Below are 20,055 nucleotides of genomic sequence, written 5' to 3'. Positions count from 1 at the left end.
GCTCGCGAAGGCGTCCTTTCAGTCGACTGGTTTGTTGGCTGATCGACCGCTTTCGCGAGCAGGCTCGCTTCCACAGGTTTTGTATTACCGCTCATATTTCGATCTTGTTGTGCAGCTCATTGGTCGGGCGCAACGCCCGGGCATAGCAGAACAGGAACAGATTGCGCACCAGCTCCTTGAGCACCAACGGCTCGCTGGAGTTCAGACTGCTGACGTCCAGATCGCCTTGGTCCTGCAATTCGTGCAGAGCCTCTTCTTCAAGCACCGCGCAGACTTCACCGGTTTCCCGATGGAGGATTCTGAGGTATGGGTGGGGGCGGTCCAGCCAGGCGTCGATCAAATAAGTCATGGGTCTCATCTCCTTGAAAGGTTTCAATGAGAATAATTCTTATTATCGAAATAGCAAGAGCCTATTGGCGGATAGTGATTTTTTCTGTGGGAGCGAGCCTGCTCGCGAAGGGGCAAACCAAGGATTCATTGAGGTGGAGCGCGGAGGGTGAAGCTCCATCCCACGGCGGGCGCGGGATGGATTACAGCAGATTCAGACTTTTCTGACGAACTCGGACTTCAGTTTCATCGGGCCGATACCGTCGATCTTGCAGTCGATGTCGTGGTCGCCGTCGCACAGACGGATATTCTTGACCTTGGTGCCGACCTTGACCACCAGCGAAGTGCCCTTGACCTTCAAGTCCTTGATCACGGTGATGGTGTCGCCGTCCTGCAGGACATTGCCGACCGAATCTTTCTTCACGGTGTCATCGGAGGCTGCTTCGGCTTCGCCACTGGCAGACCACTCGTGGGCGCACTCCGGGCACACCAGTTGAGTGCCGTCTTCATAGGTATATTCGGAATTGCATTTCGGGCAGGGTGGCAACGTGCTCACTAAGGTTCCTTGGGTATCAGGAGGGCAAAAGGGCGCACATTGTATAGGGTTTTAACTTTTCAGGCAGTCAAAAGCAAAAATCACAGCCCCGACAACCCCTGTAGGAGCTGCCGAAGGTTCGGGCCGCGTTCGGACGATCTTTTGATCTCGCTACAGCGATATCAATGCGTGCGGGCGACCGCAAACTCACTCAATTCAACCAGCGCATCGCGATATTCGCTGGCCGGCAGTGCTTCGAGGCACTTGATTGCACGAGCCACGTAATCCCGGGCCAGTTGCGCGGTGTACTCCAGCGAACCGGAAGCTTCCACTGCAATGCGGATGCTTTCCAGGTCTTCGATCCCGCCTTTCTGGATCGCCTGGCGCACCAGTGCCGCCTGCTCAGGCGTGCCTTCGCGCATGGTGTAGATCAGCGGCAGAGTCGGTTTGCCTTCGGCCAGATCGTCACCGACGTTCTTGCCCAGCGTTTCAGCGTCGCCCTTGTAATCGAGCAGATCGTCGACCAGTTGGAACGCCACGCCCAAGTGATCACCAAACATGCGCAGGGCTTCGCTCTGCTCGGCGGTGGCGCCGGCCAGCGCGGCGGCGCTGTGGGTCGAGGCCTCGAAGAGCATCGCGGTCTTGCCGCGGATGACTTCCATGTAGGTTTCTTCGGTGGTGCTGGCGTCGCGCACCTTGGACAATTGCAGCACTTCGCCTTCGGCAATGATGCGCGTGGCCTGGGACAGGATCTTCATTACCGGCATCGAGCCCAGTTCGACCATCATTTCGAACGAGCGCGAGTACAGGAAATCGCCGACCAGCACGCTTGGAGCGTTGCCCCACATGGCGTTGGCGGTCGAGCGGCCACGGCGCATGCCGGACATGTCGACAACGTCGTCATGCAGCAGGGTCGCGGTGTGCAGGAATTCGATGGTGGCGGCCAGCAGGCGCATGTCGTCGCCTTCGCGACCCAGGGCCTTGCCACACAGCAACACTAATAAAGGACGCAGACGCTTGCCGCCGGCCGAGGTGATGTAATCGCCGATTTTCGATACCAGCGGTACTCGGGAAGTCAGCTGCTTCTTGATGATGCCGTCGACGGCGCTAAAATCGTCCGCCACCGCGCGGTAGAAAGCTTGGGGTTGCATCAGCGAGAGTCGCTCCAGAAGGGTTGCGCGGCATGCTAGGACCCCCATCCAGACCTGTCAAGGCGCGATGGACGGCTACTTGCAAGCCTGCGGCGGCTTGCGTACAATCGCGCACCCTGAACTTCCTGGGCAGCACCTGCCTTACGCAATTGCAACGGGCCTTCCAGCCTTATGCAGCCATGCCAGCCAATACCTCTTCTTATAAAGAGCTGGGTGAGCAGGATTATCGGAGAAATACCATGTCTTATGCAGTAATCGTTACTGGCGGCAAGCAGTACAAAGTCGCCCCAGGTGAATACCTGAAGATCGAAAAACTGGAAGTCGCTACCGGCGAATCCGTTACCTTTGATCGCGTTCTGTTGGTTGCCAACGGTGACGACGTGAATATCGGCGCTCCAGTTGTTGCTGGTGCTACCGTTGTGGCTGAAGTGATCTCCCAAGGTCGTCACGATAAAGTCCGCATCATCAAGTTCCGTCGTCGTAAGCACCACATGAAGCGTATGGGCCACCGCCAGTGGTACACCGAGATCAAAATCACCGGTATTCAGGCTTAATTACAGCCTAATTCCTCACTAGGAGAATTGAACTCATGGCACACAAAAAAGCTGGTGGTAGTACCCGTAACGGTCGCGACTCAGAAGCCAAACGCCTTGGCGTCAAGATGTATGGCGGCCAGAAAATCATTCCGGGCAACATCATCGTGCGTCAGCGCGGCACCCAATTCCACGCCGGTTACGGTGTTGGCATGGGTAAAGATCACACCCTCTTCGCTAAAATCGAAGGCGTGATCAAGTTTGAAGTAAAAGGCGCGTTCAACCGCCGTTACGTGAGCGTTGTCGCAGCTTAATTGCGCAATCGCTGGAGAAGCCCTGTCTCGCGACGGGGCTTTTTCGTTTGTGGGGTGAGTCTCTTGCAAAGCTGTTTGTATGGGCTGTCGGCGTGCGATGCAGGTCGTGTTTTGGGGTCGCTGCGCTCATTTTTGCAAGAGTCTTATGTCTTGATTGTTTTTCGGCTCGTCCGTACGGCGAGAGGCGTTGGTTATGAAGTTTGTTGATGAAGTATCGATTCGCGTAAAGGCTGGTGACGGCGGCAATGGTGCCATGAGTTTCCGTCGGGAAAAGTTCATCGAAAATGGTGGCCCGAACGGCGGTGATGGCGGTGACGGCGGCTCCATCTACATGATGGCCGACGAAAACCTCAACACCTTGGTCGACTACCGTTACACCCGGCACTTCGATGCCGAGCGTGGCTCCAACGGCGGCAGCACCGACTGCACCGGCAAAAAAGGTGAAGACCTGATCCTGCGCGTGCCGGTCGGCACCACGGTGATCGACTCCGCTACCCAGGAAGTCATCGGCGACCTGACCAAGGCCGGGCAGAAACTGATGGTGGTGCAGGGCGGTTGGCACGGTCTGGGCAACACTCGTTTCAAATCCAGTACCAACCGCGCGCCACGCCAGACCACTCCGGGTAAGCCGGGTGAGCAGCGTGACCTCAAGCTGGAAATGAAAGTGCTGGCCGACGTCGGCCTGCTGGGTTTGCCGAACGCCGGTAAAAGCACCTTTATCCGTTCGGTCTCGGCCGCCAAGCCGAAAGTCGCCGATTACCCATTCACCACGCTGGTGCCAAACCTCGGCGTGGTCAGTGTCGATCGCTGGAAAAGCTTTGTCGTTGCCGACATTCCGGGTCTGATCGAAGGCGCTTCCGACGGCGCTGGTCTGGGGATTCGCTTCCTCAAGCACCTGGCGCGCACGCGTTTGCTGCTGCACCTCGTCGACATGGCGCCGCTGGATGATTCCAGTGCACCGGATGCCGCTGAAGTCATCGTCAACGAGCTGATCAAATTCAGCCCGTCCCTGGCCGAGCGTGATCGCTGGCTGGTGCTGAACAAATGCGACCAGATCCTTGAAGAGGATCACGAAGAGCGCGTCAAGGAAATCGTTGATCGCCTTGAGTGGACTGGTCCGGTCTACGTGATCTCGGCGATCGCCAAGATCGGTACCGAGCGTCTGTGCCACGACATCATGCGTTACATGGAAGATCGTGCCGATCGCCTGGCCAATGACCCGGCTTACAAGGAAGAGCTGGCTGATCTCGATCAGCGCATCGAAGACGAAGCCCGCGCGCAACTGCAGGCGCTGGATGACAAGCGTGCGCTGCGTCGCAGCGGCGTGAAGTCGGTCCATGACATCGGTGACGATGACTGGGACGAAGAAGATGTGGATGATGAAGACGGTCCGGAAATCATTTACGTGCGCGACTGATCCGTTGCGATAAACTTGAACGCCGCTCAATCGAGCGGCGTTTTAGTATCTGGAAATCGATTGTTAATCACGAATAACCACGAATAACTTCACGGGCGGCGCTGGGTCGCGCTGCCCTCAAGCTAAGGTTGAAGATGATGCGGAGCAAGGTGACAGGTGCGCGGCGTTGGGTCGTGAAGATCGGCAGCGCTTTGCTGACAGCTGATGGCAAAGGGCTAGATCGCGCGGCAATGAGCGTCTGGGTCGAACAAATGGTGGCGCTGCATGAGGCGGGCGTCGAGTTGGTGCTGGTGTCCTCCGGGGCGGTGGCGGCCGGCATGAGCCGTTTGGGCTGGATCGCACGACCCAGTGCGATGCACGAGCTCCAGGCGGCCGCGGCTATCGGTCAGATGGGGTTGGTGCAGGCGTGGGAATCGAGCTTTGCCGAGCATGGCCGGCACACAGCGCAGATTCTGCTGACGCACGACGACCTCTCCGACCGCAAGCGTTACCTCAATGCCCGCAGCACCTTGCGTGCACTGGTCGAGCTGAAAGTGATTCCGGTGATCAACGAAAATGACACCGTGGTCACTGACGAGATCCGTTTCGGCGACAACGATACGCTGGCGGCGCTGGTGGCCAACCTGGTCGAAGCGGATCTGCTGGTCATCCTGACGGATCGCGACGGTATGTTCGACGCTGATCCGCGCAATAACCCCGACGCTCAGCTGATTTACGAAGCGCGTGCCGATGACCCGAGCCTCGATGCGGTCGCTGGCGGCACCGGGGGTGCGCTGGGGCGTGGCGGGATGCAGACCAAGTTGCGTGCGGCGCGTCTGGCCGCGCGTTCCGGTGCGCACACGATCATTGTCGGTGGGCGTCTGGAGCGTGTGCTCGATCGCCTGAAGGCTGGCGAGCGCATCGGTACATTGCTGTCGCCGGAGCGCGGCATGCTCGCGGCGCGCAAGCAATGGTTGGCCGGGCACCTGCAAACGCGTGGCACGCTGGTACTGGATGATGGCGCGGTGTCCGCGTTGTCCAAAGGCAACAAGAGCCTGCTGCCGGTGGGCGTCAAACTGGTTCAGGGCAGTTTCCGTCGCGGTGAAATGGTGGTCTGCGTGGCGCCGGATGGTCGCGAGATTGCCCGTGGTTTGGCCAATTACAGTGCGCTGGAAGCGCAGAAAATCATCGGTCAGTCGTCCGACGCGATTGTCGGTGTGCTGGGGTACATGGCGGAGCCGGAACTGGTCCACCGTGACAATCTGATTCTGGTCTAAGGAAAACTCGATGCGTTTAGCGAAAGGATTGTTGGGCTTGTTGATGGCGCTGCCATTGCTGGCCTCGGCCGAGGAAATCGGCCAGGTGTCGACGGTGTTCAAGTTCGTTGGCCCGAACGACCGCATTGTCGTCGAGGCTTTTGACGATCCCAAGGTTGAGGGCGTGACGTGCTACCTGTCGCGGGCTAAAACCGGTGGCGTGAAGGGCGGTCTGGGTCTGGCGGAGGATCGTGCGGAAGCGTCGATCGCCTGTCGCCAGGTCGGCCCGATCAAATTCAAGGGTGACCTGAAGGATGGCGATGAGGTGTTCAAGGAGCGCACCTCGCTGGTATTCAAAACGATGCAGGTGGTGCGCTTCCTGGACAAGAAGCGCAACACGCTGGTGTATCTGGTCTACAGCGACCGCTTGATCGAAGGCAGTCCGCAGAATGCGGTCACTGCGATCCCGATCCTGCCGTGGGTGCCGGTCCAGCAGTAACCCCGCAGATACAAATGTGGGAGCGAGCCTGCTCGCGAAGAGGTCGTGTCAGTCGATAGAGCTATCAACTGGCAGATCGCATTCGCGAGCAGGCTCACTCCTACATTTTTTTGCGCTGCATTTATTAAATTACAGGCAATAAAAAACCGACCCTAAGGTCGGTTTTTTAATGACTACGTCGATCAGGCAGCTTCTTTCAGTGCCTTGACGTGGCCATTCAGACGGCTCTTATGACGAGCAGCCTTGTTCTTGTGGATGATGCCTTTATCGGCCATACGGTCGATAACTGGCACAGCCAGAACGTATGCAGCTTGAGCTTTTTCAGCGTCTTTTGCGTCGATGGCTTTAACTACATTCTTGATGTAGGTACGAACCATGGAACGCAGGCTGGCGTTGTGGCTGCGACGCTTCTCAGCCTGTTTTGCACGTTTTTTGGCGGAAGGTGAGTTGGCCACCGTCGAGCTCCTCGAAAGACTTTTTAGGAAATAGCAAACAAAATAGGCCGCGAATCATGCCGATGAAGACTTGTCTTGTCAAGGGCACTTGAATCGTTCCGCTAAGTGGTAGGTATAAAGAGGCGGGATATTTATTTCCGGCGCTTGACCTGTAAACTCGCGAGCTTTGGCTCTGTGCTGTTGCGGCGCGGAGTATCGCACAAGTGGGCGCGTTATTCGCCTGCTGTTTATCGACAGGCACACATTCCCTCAATGAATCTGCTCAAATCGTTGGCCGCCGTCAGCTCTATTACCATGCTTTCCCGGATTCTGGGATTTGTTCGTGACACGCTGATTGCCCGAACTTTCGGTGCCGGGATGGCGACGGACGCCTTCTTTATCGCCTTCAAACTGCCCAATCTGCTGCGCCGGATCTTCGCCGAGGGTGCATTTTCTCAGGCGTTCGTGCCGATCCTGGCAGAGTACAAAAGTCAGCAGGGCGAAGAGGCGACGCGCACTTTCATTGCCTATGTTTCTGGTTTGCTGACATTGGTGCTGGCCGTGGTTACAGCGCTGGGCTTGATCGCTGCGCCCTGGGTCATCTGGGCCACGGCCCCCGGTTTCACTGACACGCCGGAAAAATTCCAGCTCACCTCCGACCTGTTGCGGGTGACGTTCCCCTATATATTGCTGATTTCGCTCTCGTCCCTGGCGGGTGCGATTCTCAACACATGGAACCGATTTTCGGTACCGGCGTTCGTGCCGACGTTGCTCAATGTCAGCATGATCGTGTTTTCGCTGTTCCTCACGCCGTACTTCGATCCACCGGTGATGGCCCTGGGCTGGGCGGTGCTGGTCGGTGGTCTGGCGCAATTGCTCTATCAACTGCCGCACCTGAAAAAGATCGGCATGCTGGTGTTGCCGCGCCTGAATCTGCGCGATACCGGCGTCTGGCGGGTGATGAAACAAATGCTTCCGGCGATTCTCGGCGTGTCGGTGAGCCAGATCTCGCTGATCATCAACACCATCTTCGCCTCGTTTCTGGTCGCAGGTTCAGTCTCGTGGATGTATTACGCCGACCGTCTGATGGAATTGCCCTCGGGCGTGCTCGGCGTCGCGCTCGGCACGATTCTGCTGCCGACGCTGGCGAAAACCTACGCCAGCAAGGATCGCCATGAATACTCGCGAATCCTCGACTGGGGCCTGCGTCTGTGTTTCGTGCTGGTCTTGCCATGCGCGCTGGCGCTGGGAATTCTGGCTGAGCCGCTGACCGTTTCGCTGTTTCAGTACGGTCAGTTCAGTGGCTTCGATGCCGAGATGACCCAGCGTGCGTTGATCGCCTATTCCGTCGGCCTTCTTGGAATCATCGTGATCAAGGTGCTCGCGCCGGGCTTTTACGCGCAACAGAACATCCGTACGCCGGTGAAAATCGCAATTTTCACACTGGTGTGCACCCAATTGTTCAACTTGATGCTGATCGGTCCGTTGGCGCATGCCGGTCTGGCGTTGGCGATCAGCGCCGGTGCCTGCCTGAATGCTGGTCTGTTGTTCTATCAACTGCGCAAGCAGAAGATGTATCAACCGCAGCCGGGCTGGGGCAAATTCGGCTTCAAACTGGTTGTCGCCGTGGCCGTGATGTCGGTTGTGTTGCTGGCCGGGATGCATTTCATGCCTGCGTGGGATGAGGGCCACATGCTTGAACGCTTTCTGCGTCTTGGCGCTCTGGTGGTTGCCGGCGTAGTGGCGTATTTCGGCATGTTGCTACTGCTGGGTTTCCGTCTGCGCGATTTCAATCGCAAGGCCTTGAGCTAAGGTTTTGCAGTTTATCCACAGGCCCGGGCCGGCAGTTTTGTCGGCTCGTTCACTTTGCGTTACGGTGTTGCCTGTCGTCGACCGTCGGGTGTGGTTATAATCGACCACTTTATGAGCAAGAAGCGCGTTATGCAGCTGGTTCGAGGCCTCCACAACTTGCGCCCCCAGCATCGGGGCTGCGTCGCCACTATTGGCAACTTTGACGGTGTTCACCGTGGTCACCAGGCGATCCTGGCCCGACTGCGTGAGCGTGCGCTCGAGTTGGGTGTACCCAGCTGCGTGGTGATTTTCGAGCCACAGCCGCGCGAGTTCTTCGCGCCCGACACCGCTCCGGCGCGTCTGGCGCGATTGCGCGACAAGCTGCAATTGCTGGCTGCCGAAGGCGTCGACCGGGTGTTGTGCCTGGCATTCAACCAGCGCTTGAGCAAGCTCAGCGCCAGTGAGTTCGTCGATACCATTCTGGTCGATGGCCTCGGCGTGCAGCATCTGGAGGTCGGTGACGATTTCCGCTTCGGTTGCGACCGCCTCGGCGATTTCGATTTTCTGATGCAGGCCGGGCAGGTTCACGGTTTTACCGTTGAAGCGGCGCAAACCGTCGAGCTGGACGGTATTCGCGTCAGCAGCACGCAAGTGCGAAATGCCTTGGCCGCTGCCGATTTCGCGCTGGCCGAACGCTTGCTCGGCCGCCCGTACCGCATTGCCGGTCGGGTGCTGCACGGGCAAAAACTGGCCCGGCAACTGGGTACACCCACGGCCAACGTACAACTCAAGCGTCGTCGCGTGCCGTTCACCGGTGTCTATCTGGTGAATGTCGACATCGACGGCAAAACCTGGCCCGGCGTCGCCAACATTGGCGTGCGGCCCACGGTACAAGGTGACGGCAAGGCCCACCTCGAAGTCCATCTTTTAGATTTTGCCGGCGATCTGTATGACCGGCGTTTGACGGTGGTTTTCCACCAAAAGCTGCGTGAAGAGCAGCGTTTCGCCTCCCTGGAGGCGCTGAAAACGGCGATCAATGCGGATGTCGCCACCGCCCGTGCACTAGCCGCACCTAGCGCCCATCGCTAATGAAGAGCCTTAAATGACCGACTATAAAGCCACGCTAAACCTTCCGGACACCGCCTTCCCAATGAAGGCCGGCCTGCCACAGCGCGAACCGCAGATCCTGCAGCGCTGGGACAGTATTGGCCTGTACGGAAAGTTGCGCGAGATTGGCAAGGATCGTCCGAAGTTCGTTCTGCATGACGGCCCTCCGTATGCCAACGGCACGATCCACATCGGTCACGCACTGAACAAGATTCTCAAGGACATGATCATCCGCTCGAAGACCCTGTCGGGTTTCGACGCGCCGTACGTTCCGGGTTGGGACTGCCACGGCCTGCCGATCGAGCACAAGGTTGAAGTGACCCACGGCAAGAACCTCGGCGCGGATAAAACCCGCGAGCTGTGCCGTGCCTACGCCACCGAGCAGATCGAAGGGCAGAAGTCCGAATTCATCCGTCTTGGCGTGCTGGGCGACTTCGCCAATCCGTACAAGACTATGGACTTCAAGAACGAAGCCGGTGAAATCCGCGCCCTCGCGGAAATCGTCAAAGGCGGTTTCGTGTTCAAGGGCCTCAAGCCGGTGAACTGGTGCTTCGACTGCGGTTCGGCTCTGGCTGAAGCGGAAGTCGAATACGAGAACAAGAAGTCGTCGACCATCGACGTCGCGTTCCCGATCGCTGACGAAGCCAAGCTGGCTGCCGCCTTCGGTCTGGCCTCGCTGAGCAAACCTGCTGCGATCGTGATCTGGACCACCACCCCGTGGACCATCCCGGCCAACCAGGCGCTGAACGTGCACCCGGAATTCAACTATGCCTTGGTCGACATCGGCGACAGACTGCTGGTGCTGGCTGAAGAACTGGTCGAAGCCTGCCTGACGCGCTACGGCATCGAAGGCTCGGTCGTTGCGACCACTACCGGTAAAGAACTGGAGCTGATCAACTTCCGCCACCCGTTCTACGACCGTCTGTCGCCGGTGTATCTGGCTGACTACGTCGAACTGGGCGCTGGCACTGGCGTGGTTCACTCCGCTCCGGCGTACGGCGTGGACGACTTCGTGACCTGCAAGAAATACGGCATGGTCAACGACGACATCCTTAACCCGGTGCAGAGCAACGGCGTGTACGTGCCGTCGCTGGAATTCTTCGGCGGCCAGTTCATCTGGAAGGCCAACCCGGCAATCGTTGAAAAACTGACCGAAGTCGGCGCGTTGATGCACACCACGGTCATCGAACACAGCTACATGCATTGCTGGCGTCACAAGACCCCGCTGATCTACCGCGCCACCGCGCAGTGGTTCATCGGCATGGACAAAGAACCCACCAGCGGCGACACCCTGCGTGTGCGCTCGCTCAAAGCTATCGAAGATACCCAGTTCGTTCCGGCCTGGGGCCAGGCGCGCCTGCACTCGATGATCGCCAATCGTCCGGACTGGTGCATCTCGCGTCAGCGCAACTGGGGCGTGCCGATCCCGTTCTTCCTGAATAAGGAAAGCGGCGAGCTGCACCCACGCACCGTCGAACTGATGGAAGAAGTGGCCAAGCGCGTTGAAGTCGAAGGCATCGAAGCCTGGTTCAAGATGGACGCTGCCGAACTGCTCGGCGACGAAGCACCGCTGTACGACAAGATCAGCGACACCCTCGACGTCTGGTTCGATTCAGGCACCACGCATTGGCACGTCCTGCGCGGTTCGCACCCGATGGGTCACGAGACTGGCCCGCGCGCCGATCTGTACCTGGAAGGTTCCGACCAGCACCGTGGCTGGTTCCACTCGTCCCTGCTGACCGGTTGCGCCATCGACAACCACGCGCCGTACCGCGAGCTGCTGACTCACGGCTTCACCGTCGACGAGTCCGGCCGCAAGATGTCCAAATCGCTGGGCAACGTGATCGCGCCGCAAAAAGTCAACGACACCCTGGGCGCCGACATCATGCGTCTGTGGGTCGCGTCGACCGACTACTCCGGCGAAATGGCAGTGTCCGAGCAGATCCTGCAACGCAGCGCCGACGCCTATCGTCGTATCCGCAACACCGCGCGTTTCCTGCTCTCCAACCTGACCGGTTTCAATCCTGCCACTGATCTGCTGCCGGCCGAAGACATGCTGGCACTGGATCGTTGGGCGGTGGACCGCACGCTGCTGCTGCAACGCGAGTTGCAAGAGCACTACGGCGAATACCGTTTCTGGAACGTGTACTCGAAGATCCACAACTTCTGCGTGCAGGAGCTGGGCGGTTTCTACCTCGACATCATCAAGGATCGCCAGTACACCACCGGCGCCGACAGCAAGGCACGCCGCTCGTGCCAGACCGCGCTGTTCCACATCTCTGAAGCGCTGGTGCGCTGGATCGCACCGATCCTCGCCTTCACTGCTGATGAGCTGTGGCAATACCTGCCGGGCGAGCGCAACGAATCGGTGATGCTCAACACCTGGTATGAAGGTCTGACCGAGCTGCCAGAAGGCTTTGAGCTGGGGCGCGCCTACTGGGATCGCATCATGGAAGTGAAAGTCGCGGTCAACAAGGAAATGGAAATCCAGCGCGCGGCGAAGGCCGTCGGTGGCAACCTGCAGGCCGAAGTGACGCTGTTTGCCGAAGAGGCGCTGAGCGCCGATCTGGCGAAGTTGAGCAACGAACTGCGCTTCGTCTTGATCACGTCGACTGCCAGCGTCGCGCCGTTCGTTCAGGCTCCGGCCGATGCAGTGACCACCGAAGTCGGCGGTCTGAAACTGAAGATCGTCAAATCGGCGTTCCCGAAATGCGCACGTTGCTGGCATTGCCGCGAAGACGTCGGCGTGAATCCGGAGCATCCGGAAATCTGCGGGCGTTGCGTCGATAACATCAGCGGCGCTGGCGAGGTTCGTCACTATGCCTAACGCCGTGAGCCGTTTCGGACGGCTGAGCTGGCTGTGGTTGAGCTTGCTGGTGCTGGTCGTCGATCAGGCCAGCAAGTTCTACTTCGAAGGCAATCTGGAAATGTTCCAGCAGATCGTGGTGATCCCCGATCTGTTCAGCTGGACGCTGGCCTACAACACCGGCGCTGCCTTCAGCTTCCTCGCGGACAGCTCGGGCTGGCAGCGCTGGCTGTTCGCCCTTATCGCCATTGTGGTCAGTGCGGTGCTGGTGGTCTGGCTCAAGCGCCTGGGTCGCAACGAAACCTGGCTGGCCGTCGCGCTGGCGCTGGTGCTTGGCGGCGCATTGGGCAACCTGTATGACCGCATTGCCCTGGGGCATGTGATCGACTTCATTCTGGTGCACTGGCAGAACCGCTGGTACTTCCCGGCGTTCAATATTGCCGACAGCGCGATCACTGTTGGCGCGATCATGCTGGCACTGGACATGTTCAAATCGAAGAAAACCGAAGAGGTCGCTCATGACTGAACAGCTACCGACTGAGCAACGCATCGGCCAGAACACGGAAGTCACGCTGCACTTTGCCTTGCGCCTGGAGAACGGCGACACCGTCGACAGTACGTTCGACAAAGCCCCGGCGACTTTCAAGGTCGGCGACGGCAATCTGCTGCCGGGTTTCGAGGCGGCACTGTTCGGCTTCAAGGCGGGCGACAAGCGCACGCTCACGGTTGAACCGGAAAACGCTTTCGGCCAGCCAAACCCGCAAAATGTGCAGATCATCCCGCGTTCGCAGTTTGTCGACATGGAACTGTCGCCGGGCTTGCTGGTGATCTTCAACGATGCGGCCAATACTGAACTGCCGGGCGTGGTAAAAGAATTCGACGACACGCAAGTGACCATCGACTTCAACCACCCGCTGGCCGGCAAGACGCTGACCTTTGACGTCGAGATCATTTCCGTCAAAGCGATCTGAATATGTAGGAGTGAGCCTGCTCGCGATAGCGGACTGTCAGTCAACATCAATGTTGAATGTCAGGCACTCATCGCGAGCAGGCTCACTCCTACAGTGGTTTTCCATTGTTTTCGCGCGCAAGACACGAGGCACAGCATGCAAATCAAACTCGCCAACCCCCGTGGCTTCTGCGCCGGCGTGGACCGGGCGATTGAAATCGTCAACCGCGCCCTGGAAGTCTTCGGGCCGCCGATCTACGTGCGTCATGAAGTGGTGCATAACAAGTTCGTCGTCGAAGACCTGCGCAGTCGCGGCGCGATCTTTGTCGAGGAACTGGATCAGGTGCCGGACGACGTCATCGTCATCTTCAGTGCTCACGGCGTTTCTCAAGCCGTACGTACGGAAGCCGCCGGCCGTGGCCTGAAAGTATTCGACGCGACGTGTCCGCTGGTGACCAAGGTGCACATCGAAGTGGCGAAATACAGCCGCGACGGTCGTGAGTGCATCCTGATAGGTCACGCCGGCCATCCGGAAGTCGAAGGCACCATGGGCCAGTACGATGCCAGCAATGGCGGCGCGATCTATCTGGTCGAAGACGAAAAAGACGTGGCCGAATTGCAGGTGCGCAACCCGGAAAAACTTGCCTTCGTCACGCAGACCACGCTGTCGATGGACGATACCAGCCGCGTGATCGATGCCTTGCGCACACGTTTCCCGGCGATCGGTGGGCCGCGCAAGGATGACATCTGCTACGCCACTCAAAACCGTCAGGACGCCGTCAAGCAACTGGCTGACGAATGCGACGTGGTGCTGGTGGTCGGCAGCCCGAACAGTTCCAACTCCAATCGTTTGCGTGAGCTGGCCGAACGCATGGCCACACCGGCGTACTTGATCGATGGCGCCGAAGATCTGCAAAAAAGCTGGTTCGATGGGGTCGAGCGTATCGGCATCACCGCTGGCGCCTCTGCGCCGGAAGTGCTGGTGCGTGGCGTGATTCAGCAGTTGCAGGCATGGGGCGCAACCGGTGCCGACGAGCTGGCGGGCCGCGAAGAGAACATCACGTTCTCGATGCCGAAAGAGCTGCGCGTCCGTTCGATTTGACGCTTTTGTCTTTCTGACACAGCGCCTGTTCGGTTTTCTCACTGTTCAGGCGCACGCGACCGGTCGCAGCCAGCACCACCTGGAGTTGGCTGACCGGCTCATGTGCCGCGCAAATATGTAATGTCCCCGCCTGAAACGCCCGCCCGGGCATCAGTGGTTGTCCCAGACTGCTGAACCTTACGTAGCGTCTGACAAGCCAGTTGCCGACAATCGGCGTCTTCGCATCGCCGGCGCGCTCCGCCAACAGCGGATTGTCGCTGTCCTCGGCGCCCTTGCCGCTGATATCCAGAATGATCCGCCAGCCGTGACTCCAGTCGCCGTTGATGCCGTGTATAACCACGCTCTGATTGCGCATGATGGCCAACGTGCGCGCATGCCGAATGCCCTCAAGCAACGATTGTGCAGCCTGCTCTCGGTCATTCGATTCCTTGAGCGTGACAAATGCTGGACTGACCAGCAGCAGAACAATTGCGCCGATCGCCAGTCCCATAAGCAGTTCGATCAGGCTGAAACCCTGTTGCGACATGAAAACTCCCTCCCTGGAGTGTGATGAACGGCGCGATCCTTACGCCGCGCAGAGTAAATCGACCGACATAGGCCGGTTGAATGTTCTAGCGTGTAGAAAGCAGGTATAGCCGACGGCAACGGAGGGCATCGATGGATCTTCGTACAAAAGGTTTCACGCTGATTGAGTTGCTGGTCGCCATTGCGGTGTTTCTGGTCTTGATCACGTTGGCGGTGCCGGCTTTTACCCGAACGATTCAGAGCAGCAAGGCCGATACCGAAATGGGCGACCTGCAGCGCGCCATCAATTTCGCCCGCCTCGAAGCCATTAATCGCGGCGTGACCACGCGACTGCGACCGACCGCTGGCGGCGGTGTCTGGACCGGTGAGCTGGCGGTCTACGACGGTACTGGCAATCCGGCCAATGTGTTGCGGGTTGTTCCGGCGATGAGCAGCGGCGCCACTCTGGCGCTAACCTCTGGAGTGACTGCGCTGGATTTCAATAATCTCGGTGGCCTGGCGGCACCGGCCACGGCGGTAGTCATCAGTTACACGCTGGGCACGCAAAGCAGGACGCTGAACGTGTGTTTGAACGGACGAATCCAATGGGGTGGAAGTTGCGGATGAGTGCAGGGAGTAAACGCGCACAGGAGGGCATGACGCTGATCGAGGTGCTGGTCGCGTTGCTGATTCTGACGGTCGGGCTGCTGGGCGCGGCTGCCGTGCAACTGAATGCGCTGAAGTACACGGACAGTTCGCGGATGACCAGCCAGGCGAGCTTCATCGCCTACGACATGATGGACCGTATTCGTGCCAACTCCGGCGCCGACTATACCGTCACGCCGCCAACCTCGGGCAACCTGAGTGTTGCGCGCGATCAGGATCTTTACGATTTCACCACCAATATCATCAATTTCGGCGGCCCGACTGCCACCGGTAGCATCACTCGCAACCAGCGTGTCTACACGATCACGATCAACTGGAGCGATGCGCGGGCAGCGAACACCGCCAGCGCCCCGCGCAGTTTCGTGCTCACCAGCCGCGCCACGGTTGATCCGGTGGCCACGCCATGAGGCGCGATAACCGTGGTTTTGGCCTGATCGAATTGCTGATCTCTTTGGCGCTTGGGCTGATCGTGGTGCTCGGCGTCGTGCAGATTTTCATCGCCGCGAAAAACACTTACGTCAGTCAGAACAGTGCAGCTGCGATGCAGGAAGACGCGCGTTTTGTGTTGAGCAAAATGATCCAGGAAATTCGCATGGTCGGGATGTTCGGTTGCCTCGGCACGATCACGGATGCCAGCAGCGCAGGTGATTTCAATGCCGCGCAGATCCTCCCGATCAGTTGGGACAACGCCAACCTCAAACTGACAATGGTGACTGGCGATATCGGCAACAGCGGCGGCACTCCGACCTGGACGGTGATTTCCGATTGTCGTAACAGTGCGGTCGCTTACAGCGGTTCGCGCAGTCCGACGACGGGGCAGATTGCATTTCCGATCCGGCGTCTGCTGTACAGCTTCAGTAACAACCAGATACTCATGGGCACCGGCAGCGGCAATCCGGCGCAGCAAGTGCTGGTGAACAACGTCAGCGCCTTCAACGTGACGTTCGGTCTGGCCAGTTCCGCGACCGACGTAGCGGCATCGTCCTACAGCGCCAACCCCAGTGATCCGGCGCGCGTCCGCAGTGTGCGCCTGAGCCTCACCCTCACCGATCCGAACAATCGGGTTCGCAGTCAAACCTTCAATGTGGTTGCCGCTTTGCGCAATCGCTTGCCGTGAGGAGGCGACGATGAGGATGTCCTTGCACCCCCGCCAAGCCCAGCGCGGCATGGCCCTGCTGGTCAGTCTGGTATTTCTGCTGTTGCTGACCTTGATCGGTTTGTCCTCGATGCAGAGCGCCAACCTGCAGGAAAAAATGGCTGGTAGCGTGAGCCTGCGCAATCAATCGTTCCAGACCGCCGAAGCTGCGTTGCGCATCGGTGAAAGTGCCGTGCAACTCGACAGTTATTCGCTGGCCGTGTGCAGCGGCACCATGCAATGTTTGCCGCCAGCGGAGTCACCGGTGGTCAGTTCGGCAGGCTTCAATTCGACCTCGGGGGTCACCTGGATCGCCGTCGGCAACGGCTTTTACGGGGTGCAGAACATCGGCACGACCCTGACGGCGGTCAACGTGCCGAGCAACACTTCAGCGACGTTGTATCGAGTCACTGCGGTCGGCATCGCAGGTAATTCGCGTAGCGTGGTGGAGAGTGTCTATGCGAAATATTGAGCCCCGCGCGTCGCTGTTGATCGGCATGTTGCTGAGTTTCTATCTGGCAGCGCCAGCCTGGGCGTTCACGCCGTCCGAGTCGCCGTTGTTGAGCGCGGCGGCGGTGCCGCCGAACGTCATGCTGTTGATCGACAACTCGGGCAGCATGAACAGCATCATCTATGACAGCGATTTCGATCCTGCCATCAACCGTACGCCCGCTCGGCAATGCAATGCCTTTCTCGGATTGTGCTCAGCCTTGAATGCGCCGCAGATCACCGGCGATACGGTGTTTCTGTCGAGCCTGCCCACTTCAGGATGCTCCGGTGGGGCGTATGCTTTTTACAACAACAGTCTCGCGCCATTGTGCCTCAAGCTGCCGGATCCGGTGGGCAGCGGCAACACTCGCTATTCCGCCGATTACATTGCCTGGATCGTCAGCGAGGCCATCGGCAACGGTACCCGGGATTTCACCACAGGCGCGATTCCCAACGACTTTCGAATGAACGTTGCGCGTAACGTTTCCACGGCATTGGTGAGCAGCAACCGCACATTGCGCATGGGGCTTTCGGCCTTCAACCCAGCCACCGGCAGCAACCCGGGCAACGGTGGTTTCATTGCCCGCTCGATCGCTGATTTATCGCCGGTCACCGGCAGTGTCACCCAGGCTCAGGCTGACACTAACTACAACGCGCTGATCTCATCGATCAACGGCTTGAGCGCCGTGGCCAACACACCGTTGGCCGAGACTTATTACGAAGTCACTCGCTATATGCGCGGGATCGCGCCTTTCTACAACGGCACGCCGGTGACCTATACCAGCCCGATCCAGTATCGCTGCCAGAAAAACTATGGCGTGGTGATTACCGATGGCTTGCCGACCTACGACCGGACCTTCCCGATCAACGACCCGCTGGGCGGCAGCCGTTTGCCGAACTGGGACGGTGTCAACAACGATGGCACCAATCTCAACGGTGATGGCGAAGGCGACACTTTGTATCTGGATGACATCGCCAAATTTTCCTTCGATATCGACATGCGCTCGACTGGCACGGATGCGGCCGGGAAAAGCTGGAACGCGGTGGATTTTCCCCGGCAGAACATGAACACCTACACCGTGGGTTTCACTGCCGACAACAACATGCTCTCCGACGCGGCTGCTTATGGGCAGGGCAAGTACTATCAAGCGGCCAACAGCACCGGTCTGAACGCGGCGCTGTCCTCGGCGCTGAGCGATATCACCTCCAAGGCTGGTTCCGGCGGCGCCGGGGTTGCCAGTAGCACCGCCCTGACCAGTAGCAGCAGTTTTTATCAGACCACTTATGATCCCAAGGACTGGCGCGGCACCATCAAGGCGTTCGCGTTTACCTCGGCCGGCACGGTAAATACTTCAACGGCGCAATGGACGACCGACACCACCATTGTGCCGTCCGCGACCCCGGCGGTTTTTCAGTCGTGGAATACGCTGGGGAATGCAGCGATACCTCTGGCGTTCGGCAGCTTTTCGCCGGCTCAGCAGGCCACGCTGAACCAGGGATTGCCCACCGGAATCAGTGGCAACGATCTGGTGGAGTGGAGCAAAGGGACCAACAAGGCCGGGCTCAAAGTACGCAGCGTGTTGCTTGGCGATATCATCAACTCGCCGCTGGTACTTGCATCTCCTGCGGACAAAACCGCATCCGATCTTTCCGGCGATAGCGGCTACACCGCGTACCTGACCACCAAGGCTGCGAACATGAACACCAGCCTTGTGGTGAATGCCAATGACGGTTTCGTCAACGTGATCAATGCCGCGAACGGCACTCGTCGTTACGCCTATATGCCCTCGAGTGTCCTGCCGTCGTTGCGCCTGATTGCCGACACCAACTACGTCAACGGCGTCAGCCACAAGTTTCTGGTGGATGGTCAGGTCGCGGTGTTCGATGCGCAGGCCGGCAGCGCATGGAAAACCGTCGCCATTGGTGGAACGGGTGCCGGTGGCAAAATCTTCTATGGGCTGCAGCTATTCGATGCGGCGGCGGGCAACGTAATCAAGGCATTGTGGGAAGTCAGTGCGCCAGCCACCGCCAGCACAGCCAACGTATTCAACGATCTGGGTTACGCCTATGCCCGGCCAGAAGTGGCACGCTTGGCCAATGGCCGCTGGGCGACCTTCATTGCCAATGGCTACGGCAGTAACTCGGGCGTCGCCGCACTTTATGTGCTGGATGCGCTGGATGGTTCGCTGATCAAAAAGATTGTGATCGACAGCACGGAAACCACCAATGGCCTGTCTTCGGTGAAGCTCAGGGTCAACTCTTCGAACGTGGTGCAGGCCGCCTATGGCGGTGATTTGAAAGGTCGTCTATGGAAATTCGACTTGAGCGCGATAGCGCCCGATAGCTGGGGCGTGGCGTTTTCCGGCAAGCCGCTGTTCACCACCGCGGGCGGGGCGACTCAGCCGATCACCGCGCAACCGTTGCTGGCGGACAATGCCCTCGGCGGTAAACAAATTTTCGTCGGCACTGGCAAGTTCAACGAAACCGCTGACAAGACCAACAAGGATTTGCAGGCGTTCTATTCGGTGTGGGATGCAGAAGGGGGTTCCGGGCAAATCACCGTCAGCAATTTGCAGCCGCAGGCGATCACCGGCTCGTTCTCTGGCAGTTCCGGGCAGTTCCTGACCACCACCCAGAATGACACGACATATCCGGGCGAAAAAGGCTGGTATTTGCCGCTGGTGTACAACAATGTGCTGACCGGCGAGCGCGTCATCAATCAGGCCAGTATCGTGCTGGGGCGTATTGTTTTTACCACCGCCAGCGTCGATACCACCGACCCTTGCGCGAGTTTTGGCACAGGCAAACTGATCGAGCTCGATGCGTTCAGCGGTAAGATGCTCAACTACGCCGTGATTGATACCAACGCTGACCGCTTGGTTGACAGCAATGACACGATATCCAGTGGCGTGGTATTCACCGGCGGCATTCCGACCCTTAACTTCATTTCCGGTGATGCCACGAAAAAAGTCGCGGGCGACACCAGCGGCACCATCACGACCGTAGTAGAAAAGGGCGGCGGCGGCAGTCGTCGTATCATGTGGCGGCAAATACAGTAAGC

Annotated in this window: 21 protein-coding genes; 16 read left to right on the top strand and 5 right to left on the bottom strand. The window is 58.8% G+C overall.

The genetic code is table 11. From position 1 onward, the window contains the following. Positions 1–91: 91 nt before the first annotated feature. From EL257_RS23190 to EL257_RS23180, 3 genes are all read right to left on the bottom strand, one after another. Positions 92–349: a hypothetical protein gene (locus EL257_RS23190; RefSeq protein WP_016773118.1), complete on the bottom strand. Its 258-nt coding sequence runs from the start codon at positions 347–349 to the stop codon at positions 92–94. A gap of 192 nt (positions 350–541) precedes the next feature. After that, positions 542–883 carry a zinc ribbon domain-containing protein YjdM gene (locus EL257_RS23185; RefSeq protein ID WP_053123983.1) on the bottom strand — a complete coding sequence of 114 codons (342 nt, stop codon included), beginning with the start codon at positions 881–883 and terminating at the stop codon, positions 542–544. A 161-nt stretch (positions 884–1,044) separates the two neighbouring features. Beyond that, positions 1,045–2,013, bottom strand: a complete 969-nt coding sequence (locus EL257_RS23180) for a polyprenyl synthetase family protein (RefSeq protein ID WP_126366525.1) — start codon at positions 2,011–2,013, stop codon at positions 1,045–1,047. 239 nt (positions 2,014–2,252) lie between these two features. On the opposite strand from EL257_RS23180, the gene rplU reads away from it, so the two are divergent. The 5 genes from rplU (at position 2,253) to EL257_RS23155 (ending at position 6,011) form a co-directional block, all read left to right on the top strand. Then, positions 2,253–2,567, top strand: a complete 315-nt coding sequence (gene rplU / locus EL257_RS23175; protein ID WP_007950961.1) for a 50S ribosomal protein L21 — start codon at positions 2,253–2,255, stop codon at positions 2,565–2,567. 35 nt (positions 2,568–2,602) lie between these two features. After that, entirely contained in the window at positions 2,603–2,860 is a 258-nt protein-coding gene (gene rpmA / locus EL257_RS23170; protein ID WP_003176049.1) for a 50S ribosomal protein L27, read from the top strand. A 193-nt stretch (positions 2,861–3,053) separates the two neighbouring features. After that, positions 3,054–4,277: an Obg family GTPase CgtA gene (gene cgtA / locus EL257_RS23165; protein ID WP_126366523.1), complete on the top strand. Its 1,224-nt coding sequence runs from the start codon at positions 3,054–3,056 to the stop codon at positions 4,275–4,277. A gap of 137 nt (positions 4,278–4,414) precedes the next feature. Beyond that, on the top strand, positions 4,415–5,533 hold the full coding sequence (proB, locus tag EL257_RS23160) for a glutamate 5-kinase (RefSeq protein ID WP_126368244.1): 1,119 nt from the start codon (positions 4,415–4,417) through the stop codon (positions 5,531–5,533). Positions 5,534–5,543: 10 nt separating this feature from the next. After that, complete coding sequence (locus EL257_RS23155) at positions 5,544–6,011, top strand: CreA family protein (protein WP_102900531.1); 468 nt, start codon at positions 5,544–5,546, stop codon at positions 6,009–6,011. Between the two features lie 182 nt (positions 6,012–6,193). Here EL257_RS23155 and rpsT read toward each other — a convergent pair whose 3' ends face one another. Beyond that, positions 6,194–6,466: a 30S ribosomal protein S20 gene (rpsT, locus tag EL257_RS23150; RefSeq protein WP_003228351.1), complete on the bottom strand. Its 273-nt coding sequence runs from the start codon at positions 6,464–6,466 to the stop codon at positions 6,194–6,196. A 252-nt stretch (positions 6,467–6,718) separates the two neighbouring features. Between rpsT and murJ the strand changes: the two genes are divergently transcribed. From murJ to ispH, 6 genes are all read left to right on the top strand, one after another. Next, entirely contained in the window at positions 6,719–8,257 is a 1,539-nt protein-coding gene (gene murJ, locus EL257_RS23140) for a murein biosynthesis integral membrane protein MurJ (protein ID WP_126366521.1), read from the top strand. 129 nt (positions 8,258–8,386) lie between these two features. Then, positions 8,387–9,325 carry a bifunctional riboflavin kinase/FAD synthetase gene (gene ribF / locus EL257_RS23135; RefSeq protein ID WP_172604518.1) on the top strand — a complete coding sequence of 313 codons (939 nt, stop codon included), beginning with the start codon at positions 8,387–8,389 and terminating at the stop codon, positions 9,323–9,325. 13 nt (positions 9,326–9,338) lie between these two features. Next, a complete protein-coding gene (gene ileS, locus EL257_RS23130) occupies positions 9,339–12,170 on the top strand; it encodes an isoleucine--tRNA ligase (protein WP_126366517.1) in 2,832 nt (943 codons plus the stop codon). Then, positions 12,163–12,675 carry a signal peptidase II gene (lspA, locus tag EL257_RS23125; RefSeq protein WP_126366515.1) on the top strand — a complete coding sequence of 171 codons (513 nt, stop codon included), beginning with the start codon at positions 12,163–12,165 and terminating at the stop codon, positions 12,673–12,675. The genes ileS and lspA overlap by 8 nt, the downstream gene beginning before the upstream one ends. Further along, complete coding sequence (gene fkpB, locus EL257_RS23120) at positions 12,668–13,120, top strand: FKBP-type peptidyl-prolyl cis-trans isomerase (protein ID WP_126366513.1); 453 nt, start codon at positions 12,668–12,670, stop codon at positions 13,118–13,120. Before lspA ends, fkpB begins: the two co-directional genes overlap by 8 nt. Before the next feature lie 135 nt (positions 13,121–13,255). Further along, positions 13,256–14,200: a 4-hydroxy-3-methylbut-2-enyl diphosphate reductase gene (ispH, locus tag EL257_RS23115; RefSeq protein ID WP_039771704.1), complete on the top strand. Its 945-nt coding sequence runs from the start codon at positions 13,256–13,258 to the stop codon at positions 14,198–14,200. On the opposite strand, the gene EL257_RS23110 is transcribed toward ispH, so the two are convergent. Continuing rightward, positions 14,157–14,726, bottom strand: a complete 570-nt coding sequence (locus EL257_RS23110) for a GspH/FimT family pseudopilin (protein ID WP_126366511.1) — start codon at positions 14,724–14,726, stop codon at positions 14,157–14,159. The two genes, ispH and EL257_RS23110, sit on opposite strands and share 44 nt — an antisense overlap. Positions 14,727–14,857: 131 nt before the next feature. On the opposite strand from EL257_RS23110, the gene EL257_RS23105 reads away from it, so the two are divergent. From EL257_RS23105 to EL257_RS23085, 5 genes are read left to right on the top strand one after another with little or no spacing between them, the layout of a single operon-like run. Then, positions 14,858–15,331 (top strand): GspH/FimT family pseudopilin, encoded by a 474-nt coding sequence (locus tag EL257_RS23105; protein ID WP_126366509.1) that lies wholly within the window; start codon positions 14,858–14,860, stop codon positions 15,329–15,331. Beyond that, positions 15,328–15,777, top strand: a complete 450-nt coding sequence (gene pilV / locus EL257_RS23100; RefSeq protein WP_126366507.1) for a type IV pilus modification protein PilV — start codon at positions 15,328–15,330, stop codon at positions 15,775–15,777. The genes EL257_RS23105 and pilV overlap by 4 nt, the downstream gene beginning before the upstream one ends. After that, a complete protein-coding gene (locus EL257_RS23095; RefSeq protein WP_126366505.1) occupies positions 15,774–16,487 on the top strand; it encodes a PilW family protein in 714 nt (237 codons plus the stop codon). The genes pilV and EL257_RS23095 overlap by 4 nt, the downstream gene beginning before the upstream one ends. Before the next feature lie 10 nt (positions 16,488–16,497). Continuing rightward, positions 16,498–16,977 (top strand): pilus assembly PilX family protein, encoded by a 480-nt coding sequence (locus EL257_RS23090; RefSeq protein WP_126366503.1) that lies wholly within the window; start codon positions 16,498–16,500, stop codon positions 16,975–16,977. Next, positions 16,964–20,053 (top strand): pilus assembly protein, encoded by a 3,090-nt coding sequence (locus tag EL257_RS23085; RefSeq protein ID WP_126366501.1) that lies wholly within the window; start codon positions 16,964–16,966, stop codon positions 20,051–20,053. Before EL257_RS23090 ends, EL257_RS23085 begins: the two co-directional genes overlap by 14 nt. Positions 20,054–20,055: the final 2 nt, after the last annotated feature.

Source organism: Pseudomonas fluorescens (assembly GCF_900636825.1).
GTDB classification, from domain to species: domain Bacteria; phylum Pseudomonadota; class Gammaproteobacteria; order Pseudomonadales; family Pseudomonadaceae; genus Aquipseudomonas; species Aquipseudomonas fluorescens_BG.
This window is presented reverse-complemented; position numbering and strand designations above follow the sequence as displayed.

What these genes read in the sequence shown, in the direction of transcription:
- lspA (WP_126366515.1), top strand. Translation starts at nt 12,163, where the DNA reads ATGCCTAACGCCGTGAGCCGTTTCGGACGGCTGAGCTGGCTGTGGTTG.
- ribF (WP_172604518.1), top strand. Translation starts at nt 8,387, where the DNA reads ATGCAGCTGGTTCGAGGCCTCCACAACTTGCGCCCCCAGCATCGGGGC.
- ispH (WP_039771704.1), top strand. Translation starts at nt 13,256, where the DNA reads ATGCAAATCAAACTCGCCAACCCCCGTGGCTTCTGCGCCGGCGTGGAC.
- pilV (WP_126366507.1), top strand. Translation starts at nt 15,328, where the DNA reads ATGAGTGCAGGGAGTAAACGCGCACAGGAGGGCATGACGCTGATCGAG.
- EL257_RS23110 (WP_126366511.1), bottom strand. Translation starts at nt 14,726, where the DNA reads ATGTCGCAACAGGGTTTCAGCCTGATCGAACTGCTTATGGGACTGGCG.
- EL257_RS23190 (WP_016773118.1), bottom strand. Translation starts at nt 349, where the DNA reads ATGACTTATTTGATCGACGCCTGGCTGGACCGCCCCCACCCATACCTC.
- rplU (WP_007950961.1), top strand. Translation starts at nt 2,253, where the DNA reads ATGTCTTATGCAGTAATCGTTACTGGCGGCAAGCAGTACAAAGTCGCC.
- EL257_RS23095 (WP_126366505.1), top strand. Translation starts at nt 15,774, where the DNA reads ATGAGGCGCGATAACCGTGGTTTTGGCCTGATCGAATTGCTGATCTCT.
- EL257_RS23085 (WP_126366501.1), top strand. Translation starts at nt 16,964, where the DNA reads ATGCGAAATATTGAGCCCCGCGCGTCGCTGTTGATCGGCATGTTGCTG.
- EL257_RS23105 (WP_126366509.1), top strand. Translation starts at nt 14,858, where the DNA reads ATGGATCTTCGTACAAAAGGTTTCACGCTGATTGAGTTGCTGGTCGCC.
- ileS (WP_126366517.1), top strand. Translation starts at nt 9,339, where the DNA reads ATGACCGACTATAAAGCCACGCTAAACCTTCCGGACACCGCCTTCCCA.
- murJ (WP_126366521.1), top strand. Translation starts at nt 6,719, where the DNA reads ATGAATCTGCTCAAATCGTTGGCCGCCGTCAGCTCTATTACCATGCTT.
- EL257_RS23155 (WP_102900531.1), top strand. Translation starts at nt 5,544, where the DNA reads ATGCGTTTAGCGAAAGGATTGTTGGGCTTGTTGATGGCGCTGCCATTG.
- proB (WP_126368244.1), top strand. Translation starts at nt 4,415, where the DNA reads ATGCGGAGCAAGGTGACAGGTGCGCGGCGTTGGGTCGTGAAGATCGGC.
- cgtA (WP_126366523.1), top strand. Translation starts at nt 3,054, where the DNA reads ATGAAGTTTGTTGATGAAGTATCGATTCGCGTAAAGGCTGGTGACGGC.
- EL257_RS23090 (WP_126366503.1), top strand. Translation starts at nt 16,498, where the DNA reads ATGAGGATGTCCTTGCACCCCCGCCAAGCCCAGCGCGGCATGGCCCTG.
- fkpB (WP_126366513.1), top strand. Translation starts at nt 12,668, where the DNA reads ATGACTGAACAGCTACCGACTGAGCAACGCATCGGCCAGAACACGGAA.
- EL257_RS23180 (WP_126366525.1), bottom strand. Translation starts at nt 2,013, where the DNA reads ATGCAACCCCAAGCTTTCTACCGCGCGGTGGCGGACGATTTTAGCGCC.
- rpmA (WP_003176049.1), top strand. Translation starts at nt 2,603, where the DNA reads ATGGCACACAAAAAAGCTGGTGGTAGTACCCGTAACGGTCGCGACTCA.